This window comes from Desulfosporosinus youngiae DSM 17734 (genome assembly GCF_000244895.1).
GTDB classification, from domain to species: Bacteria; Bacillota; Desulfitobacteriia; order Desulfitobacteriales; family Desulfitobacteriaceae; genus Desulfosporosinus; species Desulfosporosinus youngiae.
Map to the genome: position 1 here is coordinate 5,561,109 of NZ_CM001441.1, position 17,948 is coordinate 5,579,056.

The following is a 17,948-nucleotide window of genomic DNA, read 5'->3' on the forward strand; positions in this document are numbered from 1 at the left end:
TAAATCTACTCTACCGGGAGTATTCTGTGCTCACTCGTGAAACTCCTTCTTCTAGGATTCTTTCTGAGAAAATTCTTCCATTCTGTTTATACTTTCTCTGTATCCTGGGGTTTGCCACTGTCCTGCGCAAGGGGATTCTGACCTCATCCCCTAATGAGCATTCCTGCATGCCCACATCAAGTACTGTAAGCTGCATACCGATCTTACCGGCAACCGGAACCGTCCGCCCGTTTAAGTCTATTCGCTCCTGACTAAGATATATGCCAAACAAAGCCGCAAAATTCTTGATAATAATTTTGAGAAAATCAAGCCAGCCCTGGGGAACAAAATGGGGTGCCAAGCCAAATCCATCGGCATATCCCACAGGAATTACCGCCAGCTGTGTCGCCGACTTTGTGCAATAAATGCTTTGATAGCCTACACAGGTCCCTTTTGGTACTTCGCGCAGGTGAACAATCCGGCTTTTAGCAGTCCATGGATCTCTTAAGTTCAATTTCCCGCCGAATCCGGGCCCTGGATAATGCCCGATCAGCAATGTTCCGATGCGAACAAAGTCATGATGCCACTCAGGATAGTCCAAAAAAGCCGCGCTGTTGCAAACATGCTGCCAGATTGGGTTAATCCCCAATTCTTCAAGACGGGAGGTCATGGATTTAAACTGCTCATATTGCTCTAAGGTATATGACTTATCTCTCTGGGCCGCCCGGGCAAAATGAGTATACACTCCCATAACCTTAAGCCGGGGAGTGTCAGCTAAGGTCAGCGCAAGCTCTTCCAGCTCAGACAACCGAAACCCCGTTCTGCCCATGCCTGTCTCCAGTTTGAGCTGTACAGAAACCTCCTTATTTAAGTCCGAACAAACCTTATTCAACTCAGCAATCGAGGAGATTTCCGAGATCGTCAACTGCAATTCCGCCTTGACAGCCTCCGGCCATTCTTCTGGGGCGGACGGCCCTAACACTAGAATAATCCCTTTAATTCCTTGCATTCGCAAGATTAACCCTTCTTCAACCTTAGTAACCGCAAATGCTTCACATCCAACTTGCTCTAAGGCCAGCGCGACTTCAACGGCGCCTAAGCCGTAGGCATCCGCTTTCACAACCGCCATGCATCTTGATTCAGGATGGAGATGCTTAGTCACTTCCTGATAATTATTGACCAGGGCATCTAAATCGACTTCTATCCAGGTTCCAGCCATCGCTTTACCCCCTCCGAGCTCGCCGCAGCTTAGAGATTAATCCCTTGATAACCTCCGAATATAGAGGTTCTAAATGATTCCAGAGGAAATAGGTTACCGGACGATACACCAAGTCCCATTCCCCTATGAACTCTGTATACTCTCCATTAAATCCCTTCTTAAAACGATACAGTCCGTAAAGTGGATTATCTTCGGTCAAGTGCCCCGGAACTCCTCTGAAGTCATAGAGGGTACATCCCAACGACTTAGCCCACCGTATCATTTCCCACTGAATTAAGTAGTTGGGCATCACATTCCGGTGTGCGTTCGAGGAGGCTCCGTAGATATACCAGGCTTTATTCCCGATAACAAACGCCAAGGTGCCGGATATGATATTCCCCTCATACTCGGCAATAAATAATTCACCCAAGCCCACCGGGACTAAGGAATCATAAAGGTCCTCAAAATAAGAATACGCCCGCACCAAGAAACGGTCGCGTTCGGTAGTTTCTTTAAGAACACGATAAAACTCGGGCAAGTCTTCCCGCGTCCCTTTGCGAATATGAACCCCTTTCTTCTGGGCCAGGCGAATATTGTACCTGGTTTTTTGCTGCATATTTTTCAGCAGAGTCTCCTCGTCCGGGGAAATATCAAGGCGAAACACATATTTAGGCTGAACCCCTTCAAAACCTTTGCCGCTCTCCGCAGAGCGGAATCCTCTGGAGAGCAAATACTGTTCCAGTTCTTTTTCCGAAGACGGTATATCAGGATCAACTTTGAGAAAAATTGCTCCGCGGGCTTTGGCTAAGGATCGGATCTCCGCTAAGACTAAATCAAACAATTCGACGTTCTTCCAGTCGGCTACAGGCCCGCGGGAAGCGTAAAAGATAGGGATCCCCACAACAGGAATCTTTCGTTCAAGAATCGAGGCGGCCGCCACTATTTCATGGTTTTCTTCTATAACCAAGCGCCAGGGTTTCCACCCTGTTCTGCTTTTAATCTCTCCCCATTCCCAAGACTGGAGTACGTGTCCCTTGGGATGTTTCGCCAGAAAATCATTAAAGCGTCTATGTTCACTTTCATCAATCCACCTTGCAGCATAGGTCATCGGTTCAGTCTCCTTCCTCTCACCATTCTTTCCATGGCCCTTCTGCTCTAATCATCTGTCGAGGTTCGAAGCACGAAGCGCGAGGTTCGATGATTGAACCTCGCGCTTCGCGAATATCGCATTTTATTTCGAGCTTCGAGCTTCGAACTTCGTGCCTCGCTATAGCGTTGCACGTATAAACTCTCTGAATAGAGGATGTGCCCGATTGGGACGGGACTTGAATTCCGGATGGAACTGGGAAGCTACGAACCATGGATGATCCACGTATTCAGTAATTTCGACTAAACGTCCATCCAGTGAGGTTCCGGAGAACCTCAGGCCTACCTTCTCCAATTCTTCACGGAACTGGTTATTGACCTCATAACGATGACGATGGCGTTCGTAAATAACCTGGTCCTGATAAGCCTCGAAGGCTTTGCTGCCCTCTATCAGCTTCGCCGGGGAAATGCCCAGGCGCATAGTACCTCCCTTATCTTCAATGTCTTTTTGTTCAGGGAGAATATCGATAACCGGATAAGGTGTATCCGCATCAAATTCCGTACTATTCGCTCCTGCCATACCGCAGAGATTGCGGGCGGCTTCTATGATGGCGGTTTGCATACCTAAACAGATTCCCAGGAAAGGAATTTTTTGAACTCTTGCATAACGAATCGCTTCGATTTTCCCCTCAATCCCTCGATTTCCGAAACCTCCGGGAACAAGAATTCCATCAACACCTTCCAAATAGTTTTCGACGGATTCTTTTTCGATGTTCTCGGAATCGATCCAACGGATTTTAATTTTAGCACCATGCTCAGTCCCTGCTGACCGTAAAGCTTCCGCTACACTAAGATAGGCATCCGGAAGTTCCACATATTTGCCGACAATCGCAATCTCGATTTCCCGGGTAGGAGATTTGATTCTCTCCACCATATCCTTCCAAGCCGTCATATCAGCCGGAGGAGCTTCCAGACCCGCGCAGCGCAGAACGATATCGTCAAACCCTTCCGCCTGGAGCTTCAAAGGAACTTCATAGATCGTCGCGGCATCTATACATTGGACAACCGCTTCTAAATCCACATCACACAGCAAGGCCAATTTCTCCTTCATCTCTTTAGAGAGGGCCTTCTCGGTGCGGCAAACGATAATCGACGGCTGAATCCCGATTCCTCGCAATTCTTTAACAGAGTGCTGAGTTGGCTTTGTTTTCAATTCCCCAGACATTGCCAAATAGGGAACAAGGGTCACATGAATATATATGACATTATCCCGGCCAATGTCATTTTTCATTTGCCGGATCGCTTCCAGAAAAGGCAGGGATTCTATATCCCCAACCGTTCCTCCGATCTCGGTAATCACAAAATCGGGATGACTCTCCCGGGCAACACGATAAACCCGTTCTTTAATTTCATTGGTAATATGAGGAATAACTTGGACGGTTCCCCCCAGATAATCCCCTTTACGTTCCTTACGGATGACAGACCAGTAAACCTTACCAGTTGTAACATTGCTGTTTTTTGAAACCGGTACATCAATAAAGCGCTCATAATGGCCTAAATCCAGATCGGTCTCTGCCCCGTCATCCGTAACAAACACTTCACCATGCTGATACGGGCTCATTGTTCCAGGGTCAATATTAATATAGGGATCGAACTTTTGGATTGCCACTTTAAAACCCCTATTTTTCAGAAGACAACCTAGGGATGCGGCCGAGATTCCTTTTCCCAGGGAAGATACTACTCCACCCGTTACGAAAATAAATTTTGTCATGCGCTTTACCATTTCCTTTCAGAACTTAAGTGAATCGTTGAATGGTGAGACTTCATCTCAAACATACATGTAAACTAATGGAGATAACTATTACAGGCAATAGGTACCTCCCCCGAAGATTACCTTCTGCAACAAAACACATAAATAAAGCTAGTCCGAGAGCCGCACTAGCTTTTATTTGTCAATTAACTATTTAGTACTCCTGATCTATTTTAGCTACACTTATAAAGGATGTCAAGGCAAAGGAATCCTCGCGGAGCATTTATCTATTACCACTTTTCTCCGTGTTGTCCTTCATCCCCTTCATCAAAGACTTCGTCCGTCTCCGAAGCATCCTCATCCAGGGAATCTTCCTCTAATTCTTCCGGATCTGATTTGTCATCCTCTTCCGCATAATCCCTGTTTATCAAGGCCACTGCGGGTGACCGGCGAGGGGTTTTTCCGGAATCCCAAACCTTCAGACCCCATTCCCCTCGTCCAAGAAAGGTAAATCTCGTGTCCAGGTTTATCTGAGTAAGTGCTGCCGCAATCCTTATAGCTTCCTGAGAAATACCCAAACGCTGAAGTACCTCTTCAATTAAGTTTTGGTAATGCATGGGATTGCCTTGTGCTTTTAAAATCTCAAAAGCTATATCAGCTTCCGTCGGTTTGTCTTTTTTACTTAAAGAGTGGGTCAAATATCTCCACCGCCCTTCGTCATTTTGAATATCACTATATTCGGCCCACCCCTAAATATTTCCTGCTTGTCGTAAGTTTAAACATTGTAAATTTTACATTCTTTCCGGGGCTGATACACCCAGGATACTTAAGACATTGGCAACGATTTGTTTCACAGCCCGAACTAAATTGAGCCGGGCCCTGCGCAGTCCCTGATCGTCAACAAGAACCCGCTGGCTATTATAAAAGGTATGGAAAAGCCCCGCCAGGTCCAGCACATAACGGGCTAAGCGATGGGGTTCCATGAGACGTGCCGCCACTATGATTTCACTGGGCAAGTCGGCCATTTTCTTGAGTAAGTCCCGTTCTTCGCTGCTGTCCAGGCGTTTTAGATCCTCTTCGGATATGGGTGTTTCAAGGTCGCCTAAGTCTTCAGCCTGCCGTAAAATACTGCATAAACGGGCATGGGCATACTGGACATAGTAGACAGGATTATCCGAAGATTGGGATTTTGCCAGGTCCATATCAAATTCCACGGTCGAATCCGGGTCCCGCAGATTAAAGAAGAACCGGGCGGCATCTTTTCCTACTTCGTCCATCAATTCCCGTAAGGTGATGTACTGACCGGAACGTTTGGACATTTTCACAACCTCACCATTTTGGATAAGACGCACAAGCTGCATCAGGATAATTTGCAGATTATCTGAATCATACCCTAAAGCAGACATGGCTCCTTTCATGCGGGCGACATGTCCATGATGGTCCGCTCCCCAAATATTAATAACCCGGTTAAATCCACGCTCAAATTTATCACGATGGTAGGCAATATCCGCCGCAAAATAGGTTGGAGATCCGTTGCTTCTGATCACTACCTCATCTTTCTCATCTCCAAATTGAGTGGATTTAAGCCAATGGGCACCTTCCTTTTCGTAAATATACCCTTTTTTCTCCAGTTCTTCCATACTTGAACGAACAGCTCCAGAATCATGGAGGGATTGTTCGCTAAACCAAACATCATATTCCACTCCGAAATCATGGAGGGTTTCCCGGATATTCCGCATTTTTTCATCTAAGGCATACCGGACAAGAAATTCCCGCCTTAACCCGGGTTCAACGGAAAGATACTTATCTCCGACTTTGTCAATGAGCCCTTTTACGGTGTCAATCAAGTCCTGACCATGATATCCCCCTTCAGGGAAGGGAACATCCTGACCCAGCTGCTGTAGATACCTCGCTTCCAGAGACAAGCCGAAATTATGAATCTGGTTCCCGGCGTCATTAATATAAAATTCCCGGGTAACTTCATACCCTGCAGCTGATAACAAGGAAGCCAAACTATCACCCAAGGCAGCACCCCGGGCATTACCCATATGCAGAAGCCCTGTAGGATTGGCGCTGACAAACTCTACTTGAACCTTCTGGCCCTTTCCGATATCCACTTGACCGTAACGGTCACCAGCCTTCAATACCTCATCAATAACCCCTGTCAGCCAGGCGGGATTCAGGCGAAAGTTAATAAACCCTGCCCCGGCAATCTCAGAGGATTCTATCCATGTCTGGCTGGTTTTCAGGTGTTTTATAAGTGCAGCAGCTATATCACGAGGGGAACGTTTTGCTTGTTTGGCCAGCACCATTGCCAGATTTGTGGCCAAATCCCCGCGTTGCTTTTCCCTCGGTTCTTCCAAAACAAAACCCGGCAATTCCTCAAAATTTAACTCTCCCGCCGCTTTGGCATCATTCGCAGCTTCTATTAACCGGTCGGTAATCATGGTCTTTATATTCTCGTAGAGACTCATTGGGGGATATCCTCCTTTACGTTTAGCGACAGAACATTATAGCTTACCAATTTATCATCGACAAAAAGGTCATATTCTAGACTAATACGTCCCCCACTGCCTGTCAAGTCAGACTCTACCCGGCGGGGCATAATACTCATCAAAATATCACCATAACAAGTAGTGTACTTACTTCGATTAAGCACTCCCACCTTAAATTCTTGCTTTACATTTACGGCACCTTTACGGGTTAGGGTAATTATTTCTCCTTCAATTGTCAGAAGCGTTGTCACTTCTCCGAGGTCGGTCGTTTTAGTTCCGGCTTCTTTATAATAAATATAGAAAACCCCGCTGCTTTTGTAAAGTTTGCCGGAGACAAGCAATTCTTGCTGATCGTCATGCCCTTCCGGATAGTTCTGTTTACCAATAAGTTCGATGGTTACATTCTTTTGCAATAGGTTACTCCTTTCAAGGGAAGTTATGAACTCACAGTGTTTTTGAATTTAATATAGATGTATAAGTGCATAAATGCCTATTCTCGCTAATTTAATGAAATCCTTTATTATGCTGAATAAAATTACTCTAAGAATATTAAGTGCGAGAGGGCAACTCCCCTCTCGCTTAGTTTCCAAGGTTACTTAAGATATTCACCCTGGGGCGTTTTAATAATTCTTTGAATCTTTTCTTCTGCACCTGTTGCTGCATTCAGGTAGACGAGATATTCTTCTCCCTGATACCGCCCTTTGAACTCATAACAATAAACTTCTTGATTTCCGCTTTTAGCAATGACTGCCAAGCGTCTTTCGAGGACCTCAAAATTCGGCCGCAGCTTGCGCAGGGCTTGATCCATAGTTATTTTCGCAGGGAAATTCCGTGTGTGATGGAAGGCATAATAGGGTGAGGCATCTAATCCAATCAGCTGGCCATTATCTAAAGCGATCATTAAGCGAACTTTATCCGGGTAAATCCTTACCCCGTCCTTTTCCACAACAGCATCAAGCTGTACATAGGCACCGAACTCTTCACTTGAAGTTATCACTAATTGCCAGCCTAACCTTTGTAAAGCCTCCCGGGCTTTGTTAGCGGCTTCATCAATATTTATAGTCCGGGGCTCAATCCCGCGTTGATCCCGATACAGCGTAATCACGCCGCCTTGACGGCTCACTTCCAAATAAGCATCTTTAAATTTCCAGATATACCCGCCCAGTGCGCCTTGAGACTCCCCCCCAAATTCCGGGGCTGCATCAGAGTAACCGACTTTATTCAAAAAGTCCCGGGCCTTTTCTAAGGCCTGATCTCGCGTTACATCCCCGGTCGGAAGCCCTAATGGCTTATCCACAACACGGGAAGAGTACTCCCCTGTATACGAAAAGGGGGGAAGCTTTTGCAAACTGGCATCCAACTGGTCCAGTCCGGAACGAACGGATTTAGAAGGCGCCTCCGACCCGTCAGCGGCCGCTTCAGCAACTTGGGTTCCTAAACCGAGCCGTTGCCTTAAGGTTGGATCAGGGTCCGTCCAAACTAAGTTTTCTGTATCCATTCTGACGACTAAATCCTGAACCTTTAGGTTGACCGGCATAAGACGTTCATGCATATCATTGAGCGTCTTTTCTTCTTCGGCGGAAATCGTCCCGCCTCCGGCAATTCTCTGGGCTAACGTCCGGGCAAAATCCCCGGATTGTGTTAAAAACTGACCAACATAACTAAGCCCTGCCTGCTGGGCGGGAATTTGAGCAAAATCCTTAAGTGCTGCGTCACTGCCGCTTGAGACTTGGCTCAGGTAAAGAACCTTTTGGGACGGATTACCGGCAACATTCCCTTTGGCCATATCCGTCTCCAGCTGATCAAGATGACTGGCAAAATCGTTTAAGGCCCGGCGATTATTATTTTCTGCGGCAAGACGATATTCCCCCGCCAAACGATATTCATTCCATCCCCAACCCAAGGCTATTAACAAGGCTAATGCTAAAGCACCGATCCAAAATTTTCTGTGCATGCTTTACCCCCTATTTTGTAAACATATGATTTCCGATCTGTTTTATCTGTGGTCTTGACCAAATATACTTATTGGATGTTTTGGCTGGATTAAAAAAGAAGAGTGCTCCGCCGGAAGGGTCGGACCCATTGATGGCTTCTTGAGCGGCTCGAATCGCAGATGCTGATGGGGGTAAATTGATTTGACCATCATCCACACTGGAAAAGGCCCTTGGCTGATAAATGATATCGGCAACTGTTTTGGGAAATGCCGGGTCCGAAATCCGGTTCAGGATGACTGCAGCTACGGCAACTTGCCCAATATAGGGTTCTCCTCTGGCCTCAGCATTGACCGCTCGGGCTAAGAGATTGGTATCAATGTTTTTGTACCCGACTGCCTTGCCTGAAGCATTGGTACTCTGCCCTGTCAGGCGCTTTAATTCTTTGACGGTCTGGGCTCCGGCCAATCCATCCACTCTTAGCCCGTGTTCCTTTTGAAAGCGTTTAACGGCCGCCTCGGTTTTTGATCCGTACTTTCCGTCAACCGTTCCCACGACGTAACCTAACTGGACTAGTCTCTTTTGCAGCTCAGTGACTTCAGACCCCTTACTCCCTCTGCCCAGCAAACGATCCCCTAAAGCCGCATAGGCAAACCCGGACAGAGCGATGCTTAGTGCTAATCCGATGGCGATAACCATCCCCCACGGTTTGATGTGTACTTTCATACCCTCACCTCACTTTATTTAATAGTCTTTAGTGTGGCAAAAGTTCGAAGAAATTATCCAACATCCCCCTAATTTAAAGAAAACTTTCCCGGTGCCGGGTCCGCGGGCCCCGGAAAGTCCGGCCTGCCTTAGTCTGCCATGCCGCTAAGGCGGCACCAGCAGAGGATGAAAACGGGAGTAGAGTACTCCCGGGTCGGGCGGCTTCGTCCACATCCGCTCACCGCAGCACTCCGAGGCTCGCCCACTCGCCGGTGCGGGACTCCGCCAAACCTCCGGGTAATACCTGATGTGAACCCGTGGCTCCGTTTCCCCGCACTGTCTTGTGGGCTTTTACCGCCTCTCCATGCAATGGGTTCGCTTCTGTGGACGAAGCTGCCCTGCTTACGGGTCTGGGGATTTTTCTGCATGTCTTTCGGGTCTTTAATTTTTCAGAGTAGCCTGCCATGCTGCCGCCGCAGCACCATCAGATGATGAAAAATGCAGCATGGGGATCTGATCGCAGAAATTAAAAAGCCACAGGGTTAAACCCCATGGCAATTATTTGTACAAACTTTTTGATTTAGGACCGAGGACCTCTGAAAGGACGCAGGGCCCTTGGTTTCCCTAGAATTTCCGACCAGATGACCCCCTGAACAAGATCAGTATCTCTCAGAGAAAAACAGGGAGTGCTCGGGACCTGAGCACCTCTGGGCATTGTATCTATACCGGGCATCTCTTCACCGGCACTTGTTCCTTTACTTCCTTGAGTAATCCCGGCCCCTTGAATTCCCCCGCTGTCAAGTATCCCTTCCGTTTGCATAGGATCCTTCGGACGATTCTCGGCTTCGTCTGCTTTCGAAGGTTCCGCATAGGCAGTCCACTCTTCCGCTTGTCGGGAGGCCTCTTTCAAGGCCTGCTGCATCTGTTCGCGCCAAGACCCCCGGGACGCTTCCTGCCAAACCTCTCTGATTGAGCGGCCATCCGGCGATTTAGGCGGATCGGGGAATTTCCCGGCCGGCTTTCGATTATCCTTCTTCAGAAGGGAGAGGACCAACTGATAAATCACCCAAATGATGATTACAACTGTGAAGGATGTCATGACCTCACCTACTTCTTCTGACTATCATTTTCAGGTTTCACTTTACCCGTCTGAGCAATGTTTCCCCTCATCTCAGTATCCGATATTATATTTTGCATGTTGTAATAATCCATAACCCCCAGCTTGCCTTCACGCAAGGCTTGAGCCATAGCTCTGGGAACTTCGGCTTCCGCTTCGACAACCTTTGCCCGCATCTCTTCTACCGATGCTCTCATTTCTTGTTCTTTAGCAACGGCCATCGCACGACGCTCTTCTGCCTTAGCCTGGGCAATACGTTTATCAGCTTCAGCTTGGTCCATTTGCAGCTCTGCACCAATGTTTTTGCCGACTTCTACATCCGCAATATCAATGGATAAGATTTCAAATGCAGTCCCCGCATCCAGCCCTTTATCTAAAACTGTACGAGAAATTGAATCCGGCTTCTCTAAGACATCTTTATGTGAGGACGAAGATCCAATACTTGTTACAATTCCTTCCCCAACACGGGCAATAATCGTTTCTTCACCGGCACCACCCACAAGCCGGTCAATATTAGCCCGCACTGTCACCTTGGCGCTTACTTTCAGCTCAATTCCATTTTGCGCCACAGCGGAAACAGTAGGAGTTTCAATAACCTTTGGGTTAACAGACATTTGAACGGCTTCCAGGACGTCCCGGCCTGCCAGGTCGATAGCCGCCGCCCGTTCAAACTGAAGCGGAATCGCTGCACGTTCTGCTGCAATTAAGGCATTGACCACTCTATCAACATTTCCGCCCGCCAGATAGTGGGCTTCAAGTTGATTGGTTGTAATTGACAATCCTGCTTTATGGGCTTTAATCAAAGGATTTACGATTTTCGATGGAACTACCCGACGTAATCTCATACCAACTAAGGTAAAGATCCCTACATTAACCCCTGCGGCTAAGGCCGATATCCAAAGCCCTACAGGAATAAAGGTGAGAAGTACACTTAAGAAGACTATACCTAAAAAAAACAGAGCAAGCGTTACAAATAATGGACTCATAGTTTGCCCGGCCGAAACCGAGCTTCACCTCCTTATTACTTTTCTTCCCTAACAATGATCCGGGTCCCTTCAACCCCAATGATTCTGATTGAGGTTCCGATTCCGATAAATCCTCCTTCCGTTACGACATCCAAATGCACACCGTTAAAATCGCCGGTTCCAGCCGGACGTAATTGTGTAAGAGCTATGCCGACTTGTCCCAAATACATTTCGTATTGGGGTTTAGGAGCGACATATCCCTCATTAGATGTTTGGCGTGTGCTTAAAGAGAACTTTTTCCATATGCGCCGTGTCCTGGGTAAGCGAAAACTCAGGTAGATGATAAACCCTAAGACAGTTATGGCCCCGGCTGTAAAAATTAATCCTTCTAATAATGAATCTGTCACTAGAAAGATTCCTGTAATTAAGGCGGCCATCCCAAGTATGCCGCTAACTCCAAAACCAGGGATGACGAACACCTCAATCGCCAACAGAGCAACTCCTACCAAAATTAATGCGACAATAATGCCCTGTGACACTGCCATCTCCTCCTTCCTTTAAGCTAAGCATTCTATTTATATGGTTTCGTTTTTGGAACCCAGGTTATTTAACCACCGCTTAGCAATTTGTTTATATAAATTGGCTCTTGCCAATAAATTTAGAATAACCAGGGTGGTCGCGACTTTTTCTTTGTCCTCCTCAATCATCTCCTCGCCGGCAAGTAGTTCTTCCACTTCTTTCTCTAATTCCTGGAGAGATTTCTCCCAGTCCATCTGAGACCAATCAAAAATTTCACTATAGTATCGATAAAGCTTGGTCGGATTAATACGGTCATCTGAGGTGTCTAAAAGATTTTCATTAACATATCCTAGTAAATGGGAAACCTCTTCCAGAGACAGGATATTGCGCAAATCATTGATCAGCAAAACATTGGCTACTTGTTCACGATTATATTTTTTCTTCAGAGGGTGGGGAAGATACTTACGTCTAACCCAATTCTGTACTTGAGTGGGATTAATATCGTTCTGACTGACACGCTTAGCAACTTCAACAACCTGGGCGAGCATCATCGTATCCAATTCTAAATAAGGCAGTGCCTTTTGCTTAGGCTCAAAGTTATTTAATACCTTGCGAATAGCTTCAAAGTGCTTTGACACAAATTTCACCTACTTATGTTTGTCTTAGGTTGAGATTAATTATTCTGCCTTAATTCTGCCGATTGATTGATAATCAACTTCCTTAAATATATTATATGATTATCATGATCACATGTCAAGATCATTAATTAGATTTTTGGTGATTAATTCGATTCTAAAATAAAGTTTTAATCCCCTGAAAATCGGCAGGTACTCACCTCATCTTTGTAGAAAGAGATTTTAATACTAAACTAGTTAGGAGTTGAGAAACTATGTTTTATGAAGGAACTATTTATCGCCCGCCAAGTGAGGCGAAAAGTTTTATTTTACAGATCACTGTCGGATGCCGGCACAACGCTTGTACATTCTGTTCGATGTACAAGGACAAATCCTTTCGGATTAAAACCCGCGCAGAAATTAAGGAGATTATCGATCTAGCCCAAGCCCAAGACTCGGATGCAGAGCGAATTTTTTTAGCGGATGGAGACGCGCTCGCGGTTGATACTCCACTATTAATTGAGATACTTGATCAACTTTATGAAAAATTTCCCCGTCTTAAACGGGTTGGAATTTACGGAGGCCCAAAAGACATTCTTGCTAAGACCCCCCAGGAATTATCAGAATTAAAAGCCCACGGTCTTCAAATTGTTTATTTGGGCGTCGAAAGCGGCAACGAAGACATTTTGAAATCGATTTGCAAAGGGGTTACTGCTCAGCAAATGGTAGAAGCCGGGCAAAAGGCTAAAGCCAGCGGTCTGATTCTATCATGCACTGTTATTCTTGGACTGGGAGGAAAAGCCCGCTCACATGAGCATGCCCTTGATACCGCTAAGGTTATCAGTGAGATAGACCCTGAATACTTAGGGGCTTTAACCTTAATGATAGAGCCGCAGGCACCCTTGGCTAAAGCCATTGAAAAAGGTACTTTCCAGCTCCTTACTCCCTTCGAATCCTTAACCGAGCTTCGGACCCTCCTCGGAGCGCTTAATGTATCCCACTGCGTGTTTAGGAGCAACCATGCCTCTAATTACTTGCCGCTGCGGGCAACCCTTCCCCAAGACCGCGATCATATTTTGCAAACACTTGATAGTGTGATAAACGATCAAGCCACAGAGCGTCTTCGCCCGGATTATTGGAGGGGGCTCTAGAACTGCGGACTGAGAAAACAAAAAACAAAAATTGATCAACTCAATTTTTGCTTTTGCTTTTATGTTTTATAACTTCTTCAGCGTATATTACAGCCTTACTCTCCCCATTCAATGGATCCATTATGACTTAACTAATTTGAAACCCTTTGAATGGTTGGGGCTTACACCTGGACAACCTTTCCGGATACCCTGATACTCTAGCCAAGCCTTCTTCTATTGACCAATCTAAACATCCCTTCCACAGCACGTTCCGTAGAATGGCCTGGCAAAGCGCCGACTGCTTTCCTTCGCATTTTCTCGACTTCCTCAGGATTCCTTAAAAAATAGTTTATAAGCCGGCCTAATTCCGCTTCGGTTTCGGCGACGATCCCTGCGCCAATCTTTTGAACATAGTGAGCATTTTCCTCTTCCTGACCAGGTATTGGTTTGTAAATAATCAGCGGCAGCTGCTTGGTCAAGGCCTCAGAAACCGTTAACCCACCCGCCTTAGTAATAATCAGGTCAGAAGCCGTCATTAATTCCTCCACATTATGAACATAGTTTAACCGTTTAATCGGGTTACGCGCCTGGGAGATTACGGCGTTTAGAGAATGATATAAATTTTTGTTTTTGCCACATACAATAATTGCCTGAACCGGGACAGAGGAATCTGCCAACTTTTTGCAAATCCTATTGGCACTTTTTAAAACTCCATATGACCCTCCCATTACTAAAAAAGTAGGACGATCCAATTTTAGACCTAATTCAGCCAGGATGTCCTCCCGCTCAATTTTTTCTTCGAATTTTAAGCTTACCGGTATCCCTGTCACATTTATACGTGAACTCTCAATTCCCCAGGCTAATAAACTATCCCTGACCTCTGAACAAGCCACAATATAGAGATCAACACTAGGATGCACCCAATGACTGTGTAGCGTATAATCCGTAATGACCGTGATCACAGGAACCTGCAGAAGCTTTTCATATCTTAATTGGGCTAAGACGGAAGAAACCGTGGGATAAGTACAGACAATAAAATCCGGCTCAAGCTCTCGAATGTATTTAAGAAATTCATTTCTGCCTAATTTATTCAAAAAACGCTGGCTCACTGATTGTGGCTGAACCATCGATGTTTTATAATAAAATCTCCCCCAGAGTTTGGGGATATGATTAATAATTTCTCCATAAATATTTTTAATCATTGTATTAATCGTTTTATTCAAAAAATCCCCAAAATCAAGGTGTATAATTTTAGCGGAAGGTTCCTGAATTCGTATCCCCTCAATAACGGCTTCAGCCGCCCGCAAATGTCCATTCCCAAACGATGCGGAGAATACGAGAACCTTTAATTGTTTCAAAGCTGTTACATCCCCCTTTCAGCCTTATAATAAATACCCATTAAAAACCAAATCAGGACAAGTTAGAAGGTTATAAATTCTATTATAGGGATATCCTTCTTAAAAGGAAAGCGGATAATTAGCTATTTCCATCCGAACTACCCCGAAACAACAGCCTTTATAAGCTTAGAAGGAGTATACATGAATGTCTCATAAAACAAACGCGGCACGTATTTTAGATAAGAGTAGAATACCCTATGAATTAAAAGAATACGCGTTCGATGAATCTGATTTATCCGCCGTTACTGCTGCTCAAAAGGTTGGCCTGAACATAGAACAAGTCTACAAAACCTTAGTAGCCCGCGGTGACAAAACAGGGGTCATCGTCGCTTGTATCCAAGGAGATCATGAGCTCTATCTCAAAGGATTAGCTGCACTTAGCGGCAATAAAAAAGTTGAGGTTGTCCCTCTTAAGGAAGTTCAACCGCTGACCGGCTATATCCGAGGCGGTGTATCTCCCATCGGAATGAAGAAAAACTATCCGGTTTTCATGGATTCTGCCCTAACAAAACTAGAAAAAGTTTCAGTCAGCGCAGGTTTACGCGGGCTTCAGCTCTTATTAAATCCCCAGGATTTAATCAATGTGACCAAGGCAAAACTGGGAAATATCTCAACAGAATGACAGGGGTGCCTGCCTGACGCACAGAAAAAGGGTGCCCACCGGCACCCCAAACAATAAATTTTTTTCTATGTATTAAGGGTTTATTAAAAATTTACTTTACAAATCAACTTAAATGACTCGTTTAGCCCCAACATAAACAGATTTCCAGTATGGTCCCAACGAATAGATGGTAACTCCTTTAGATGACGAAGCATTAATGAATTCTCCTCCGCCCAGATAGATCCCATCATGATCCACAACCCCGTTTCCAGCAAACGAGAAAAACACTAAATCTCCAGGTTGAAGATTATCAAATGAAACCTTTGTTCCTACCGTGTATTGATCACGCGAGACCCTCGGCAGGGTTATCCCATTTTGTTGGAATACATAAGCAACAAATCCGGAACAGTCAAAACCAGTTTGAGGTGTAGACCCTCCCCATTGATACCGAACCCCAAGATACTTTTTTGCGGTGCTTATAATGTTTGTAACCTTTGCCTGGGGCTGTTTTGGTAAGTAAGCATTATTCAGGGACTTTACTGTCATAGGACCAACGATTCCGTCAACGGCCAAGCTATGTGCTTTTTGAAAATTCATGACACCTTCTTTGGTCATGGGACCAAAGATTCCATCGGCTTTTCCAACGTTGTAGCCCAAATTATTAAGTTTTGTCTGCAGCTCTACAACATCCGTTCCTCTTGAACCAACCTTCAGCAAACTATCTCCAAGTGATGCCTGGGCGATGGCAGTAAAAGAAAGCATGAAACAAATTAAAACAAGGGCAAGCATAACTTTGTTTTTCATTCTTTTCCTCCTCGTATTCATTTTAGATGTTCGAGATGTTCGCTTTCTCTCATAAGTCCCAGCCCTGTAATATGACAGACCTGTCCCCTGCCTCTATTATTCAATAGTCCGGGACAGGTGTCTATCATTAAAATGTAGCAGCTTTTCAACTTATTTACATTCCAGGGCGTAACAAGGGGACGTGGTTGCCGGCAGATTGATCAATGTGCCGGCAACCACGTCCCCTTTGTCACACTATCCTTAAGTGAACTTCTAAAAGGACTACTTTATTTCGTTTATTTGGGCAGAATAAAAAAAACCTTTAAGGAGGACGCTGGATGGCCTTTCAATTACCAAGCTATAAGCACCCTGATTTTGAACAAGAACCCTTTCGATCCGCACCAAATGCCCAAATTGTTGTGGTAGAAAAGGAAGGGGTGGCACCCCAGAACTATCATGGCCTTTCCATTTATCCGGAGTACTTTAAACTTAATGGTGAATGGATTTTAGCAAGCGAAAGCCGGATGGACGGAGTCCCTGTCTTAAGAACAGACGGTACTATTCAGGTTGTTGAATTTAGAAATCTCCAGGTTAGTGATCAGGTAATCGTCGGCCGGACAGAAGACGGCCATGAGGGAATCTATGTCTATGCCAATGGCTTTCGTTCGCATGATCCTAATTCTGATCTGTTTGCTTTTCGTTCCGGCCGCTCCAGAGAGACCGCTTACTCTAAGGACTATAACGAACTTTATGAGCTCTTAAACTATGAAAGAGATAACGGCTATATCGTCTGGGTCTTAGGCCCGGCTGTTGTCTTTGACTATGATTCCAGGCAGGCACTCTCCGCCCTGATTTCCGAGGGGTATGCTCATGCGATCCTGGCCGGTAATGCTATGGCAACTCATGATTTAGAAGCTGCTTTGTTTGGAACTGCCTTAGGCCAAAATACCTATAACCAACAATCTCCGCCTAATGCGCATTATCATCACCTGGACCTGATTAACAAAGCCCGGGAAGCGGGCTCTCTAAAGACCCTTATAGAAAAAGAATCTATTCAGGATGGAATTGTGTATTCCAGCATTAAAAATAAGGTTCCTTTAATCCTTGCCGGCTCAATTCGGGACGACGGCCCCCTTCCCCCGGTCATCCCTGATGTTTATCAAGCTCAAGATGAAATGCGCAAACACACTCGTAAAGCGACAACACTCATCTGTCTTGCCACACAGCTTCATACCATTGCCGCAGGAAATATGACCCCGTCATACATTCAAAAAAATGGGACTATTCGACCCGTCTATATTTACTGCATCGACATTGCGGAATTTGCTGTCAACAAGCTTAGGGATAGGGGCTCCTTAGAAGTAACTACTCTGGTAACCAATGTTCAGGATTTCCTGGTTCATCTAAAAAATAATTTAGTTTAATCAGGAAACACTTCCTCCTGAGCTGATCCTCCCTTGATTCCTACTGCTCCGATAAAGAAAACTTGGCTGGCGCTGCCCACGAGACACTGTCTTCGCACGAATTAGCTTTTCTTACAGGATGTGGGAGAAGATGCCCAACACGAGGGACCTATTTCCATTCATCAGTGGTGCCGCACAGCGGCATGGGAGTCTGATAGTACGAGAAAACTGCCGCGACAGTTATTCAATGGTTAACCGACCATAATATCTAACAT

Annotated in this window: 18 protein-coding genes; 3 read left to right on the forward strand and 15 right to left on the reverse strand. The window is 45.5% G+C overall.

Features of this window, described 5'->3' with window-relative positions:
• Window positions 1-10: 10 nt before the first annotated feature.
• The 13 genes from alr to DESYODRAFT_RS26025 form a co-directional block, all read right to left on the reverse strand.
• Entirely contained in the window at window positions 11-1,198 is a 1,188-nt protein-coding gene (gene alr / locus DESYODRAFT_RS25965) for an alanine racemase (protein WP_007787605.1), read from the reverse strand.
• A gap of 4 nt (window positions 1,199-1,202) precedes the next feature.
• Window positions 1,203-2,285: a lipid II:glycine glycyltransferase FemX gene (locus DESYODRAFT_RS25970; protein WP_007787606.1), complete on the reverse strand. Its 1,083-nt coding sequence runs from the start codon at window positions 2,283-2,285 to the stop codon at window positions 1,203-1,205.
• A gap of 159 nt (window positions 2,286-2,444) precedes the next feature.
• Window positions 2,445-4,034 carry a CTP synthase gene (pyrG, locus tag DESYODRAFT_RS25975; RefSeq protein ID WP_007787607.1) on the reverse strand — a complete coding sequence of 530 codons (1,590 nt, stop codon included), beginning with the start codon at window positions 4,032-4,034 and terminating at the stop codon, window positions 2,445-2,447.
• Between the two features lie 269 nt (window positions 4,035-4,303).
• Entirely contained in the window at window positions 4,304-4,711 is a 408-nt protein-coding gene (gene rpoE, locus DESYODRAFT_RS25980) for a DNA-directed RNA polymerase subunit delta (protein ID WP_007787608.1), read from the reverse strand.
• Window positions 4,712-4,804: 93 nt separating this feature from the next.
• Window positions 4,805-6,487: an arginine--tRNA ligase gene (argS, locus tag DESYODRAFT_RS25985; protein ID WP_007787609.1), complete on the reverse strand. Its 1,683-nt coding sequence runs from the start codon at window positions 6,485-6,487 to the stop codon at window positions 4,805-4,807.
• The gene (locus DESYODRAFT_RS25990; protein WP_007787610.1) at window positions 6,484-6,921 is read right to left on the reverse strand and encodes a YwiB family protein; all 438 of its coding nucleotides are present in this window, start codon (window positions 6,919-6,921) and stop codon (window positions 6,484-6,486) included. Before DESYODRAFT_RS25990 ends, argS begins: the two co-directional genes overlap by 4 nt.
• 179 nt (window positions 6,922-7,100) lie before the next feature.
• A complete protein-coding gene (locus tag DESYODRAFT_RS25995; RefSeq protein WP_007787611.1) occupies window positions 7,101-8,462 on the reverse strand; it encodes a PepSY1/2 domain-containing protein in 1,362 nt (453 codons plus the stop codon).
• Between the two features lie 10 nt (window positions 8,463-8,472).
• Window positions 8,473-9,165, reverse strand: coding sequence for a spore cortex-lytic enzyme (sleB, locus tag DESYODRAFT_RS26000; protein WP_007787612.1), 693 nt, complete (start codon window positions 9,163-9,165; stop codon window positions 8,473-8,475).
• Window positions 9,166-9,382: 217 nt separating this feature from the next.
• Window positions 9,383-9,514: a hypothetical protein gene (locus DESYODRAFT_RS29680; RefSeq protein WP_282433043.1), complete on the reverse strand. Its 132-nt coding sequence runs from the start codon at window positions 9,512-9,514 to the stop codon at window positions 9,383-9,385.
• A 210-nt stretch (window positions 9,515-9,724) separates the two neighbouring features.
• Window positions 9,725-10,243, reverse strand: coding sequence for a hypothetical protein (locus DESYODRAFT_RS26010; protein WP_007787613.1), 519 nt, complete (start codon window positions 10,241-10,243; stop codon window positions 9,725-9,727).
• A gap of 8 nt (window positions 10,244-10,251) precedes the next feature.
• Window positions 10,252-11,247, reverse strand: a complete 996-nt coding sequence (gene floA, locus DESYODRAFT_RS26015) for a flotillin-like protein FloA (protein ID WP_007787614.1) — start codon at window positions 11,245-11,247, stop codon at window positions 10,252-10,254.
• Window positions 11,248-11,282: 35 nt separating this feature from the next.
• Complete coding sequence (locus tag DESYODRAFT_RS26020; protein WP_007787616.1) at window positions 11,283-11,765, reverse strand: NfeD family protein; 483 nt, start codon at window positions 11,763-11,765, stop codon at window positions 11,283-11,285.
• Window positions 11,766-11,801: 36 nt separating this feature from the next.
• Window positions 11,802-12,383: a DUF1836 domain-containing protein gene (locus DESYODRAFT_RS26025; RefSeq protein WP_007787618.1), complete on the reverse strand. Its 582-nt coding sequence runs from the start codon at window positions 12,381-12,383 to the stop codon at window positions 11,802-11,804.
• Window positions 12,384-12,634: 251 nt separating this feature from the next.
• On the opposite strand from DESYODRAFT_RS26025, the gene DESYODRAFT_RS26030 reads away from it, so the two are divergent.
• Complete coding sequence (locus tag DESYODRAFT_RS26030) at window positions 12,635-13,510, forward strand: radical SAM protein (protein WP_007787619.1); 876 nt, start codon at window positions 12,635-12,637, stop codon at window positions 13,508-13,510.
• 197 nt (window positions 13,511-13,707) lie between these two features.
• On the opposite strand, the gene DESYODRAFT_RS26035 is transcribed toward DESYODRAFT_RS26030, so the two are convergent.
• Complete coding sequence (locus tag DESYODRAFT_RS26035; protein ID WP_007787620.1) at window positions 13,708-14,847, reverse strand: MGDG synthase family glycosyltransferase; 1,140 nt, start codon at window positions 14,845-14,847, stop codon at window positions 13,708-13,710.
• Window positions 14,848-15,031: 184 nt separating this feature from the next.
• On the opposite strand from DESYODRAFT_RS26035, the gene ybaK reads away from it, so the two are divergent.
• Window positions 15,032-15,508: a Cys-tRNA(Pro) deacylase gene (gene ybaK / locus DESYODRAFT_RS26040; protein WP_007787621.1), complete on the forward strand. Its 477-nt coding sequence runs from the start codon at window positions 15,032-15,034 to the stop codon at window positions 15,506-15,508.
• A 108-nt stretch (window positions 15,509-15,616) separates the two neighbouring features.
• Here the strand turns inward: ybaK and DESYODRAFT_RS26045 are convergent, their stop codons facing one another.
• Window positions 15,617-16,291 carry a C40 family peptidase gene (locus DESYODRAFT_RS26045; protein WP_007787622.1) on the reverse strand — a complete coding sequence of 225 codons (675 nt, stop codon included), beginning with the start codon at window positions 16,289-16,291 and terminating at the stop codon, window positions 15,617-15,619.
• Window positions 16,292-16,608: 317 nt separating this feature from the next.
• Here DESYODRAFT_RS26045 and DESYODRAFT_RS26050 point away from each other — a divergent pair, with 317 nt between their 5' ends.
• Window positions 16,609-17,694, forward strand: coding sequence for a putative NPN-dependent ornithine cyclodeaminase (locus DESYODRAFT_RS26050; RefSeq protein ID WP_007787623.1), 1,086 nt, complete (start codon window positions 16,609-16,611; stop codon window positions 17,692-17,694).
• Window positions 17,695-17,948: the final 254 nt, after the last annotated feature.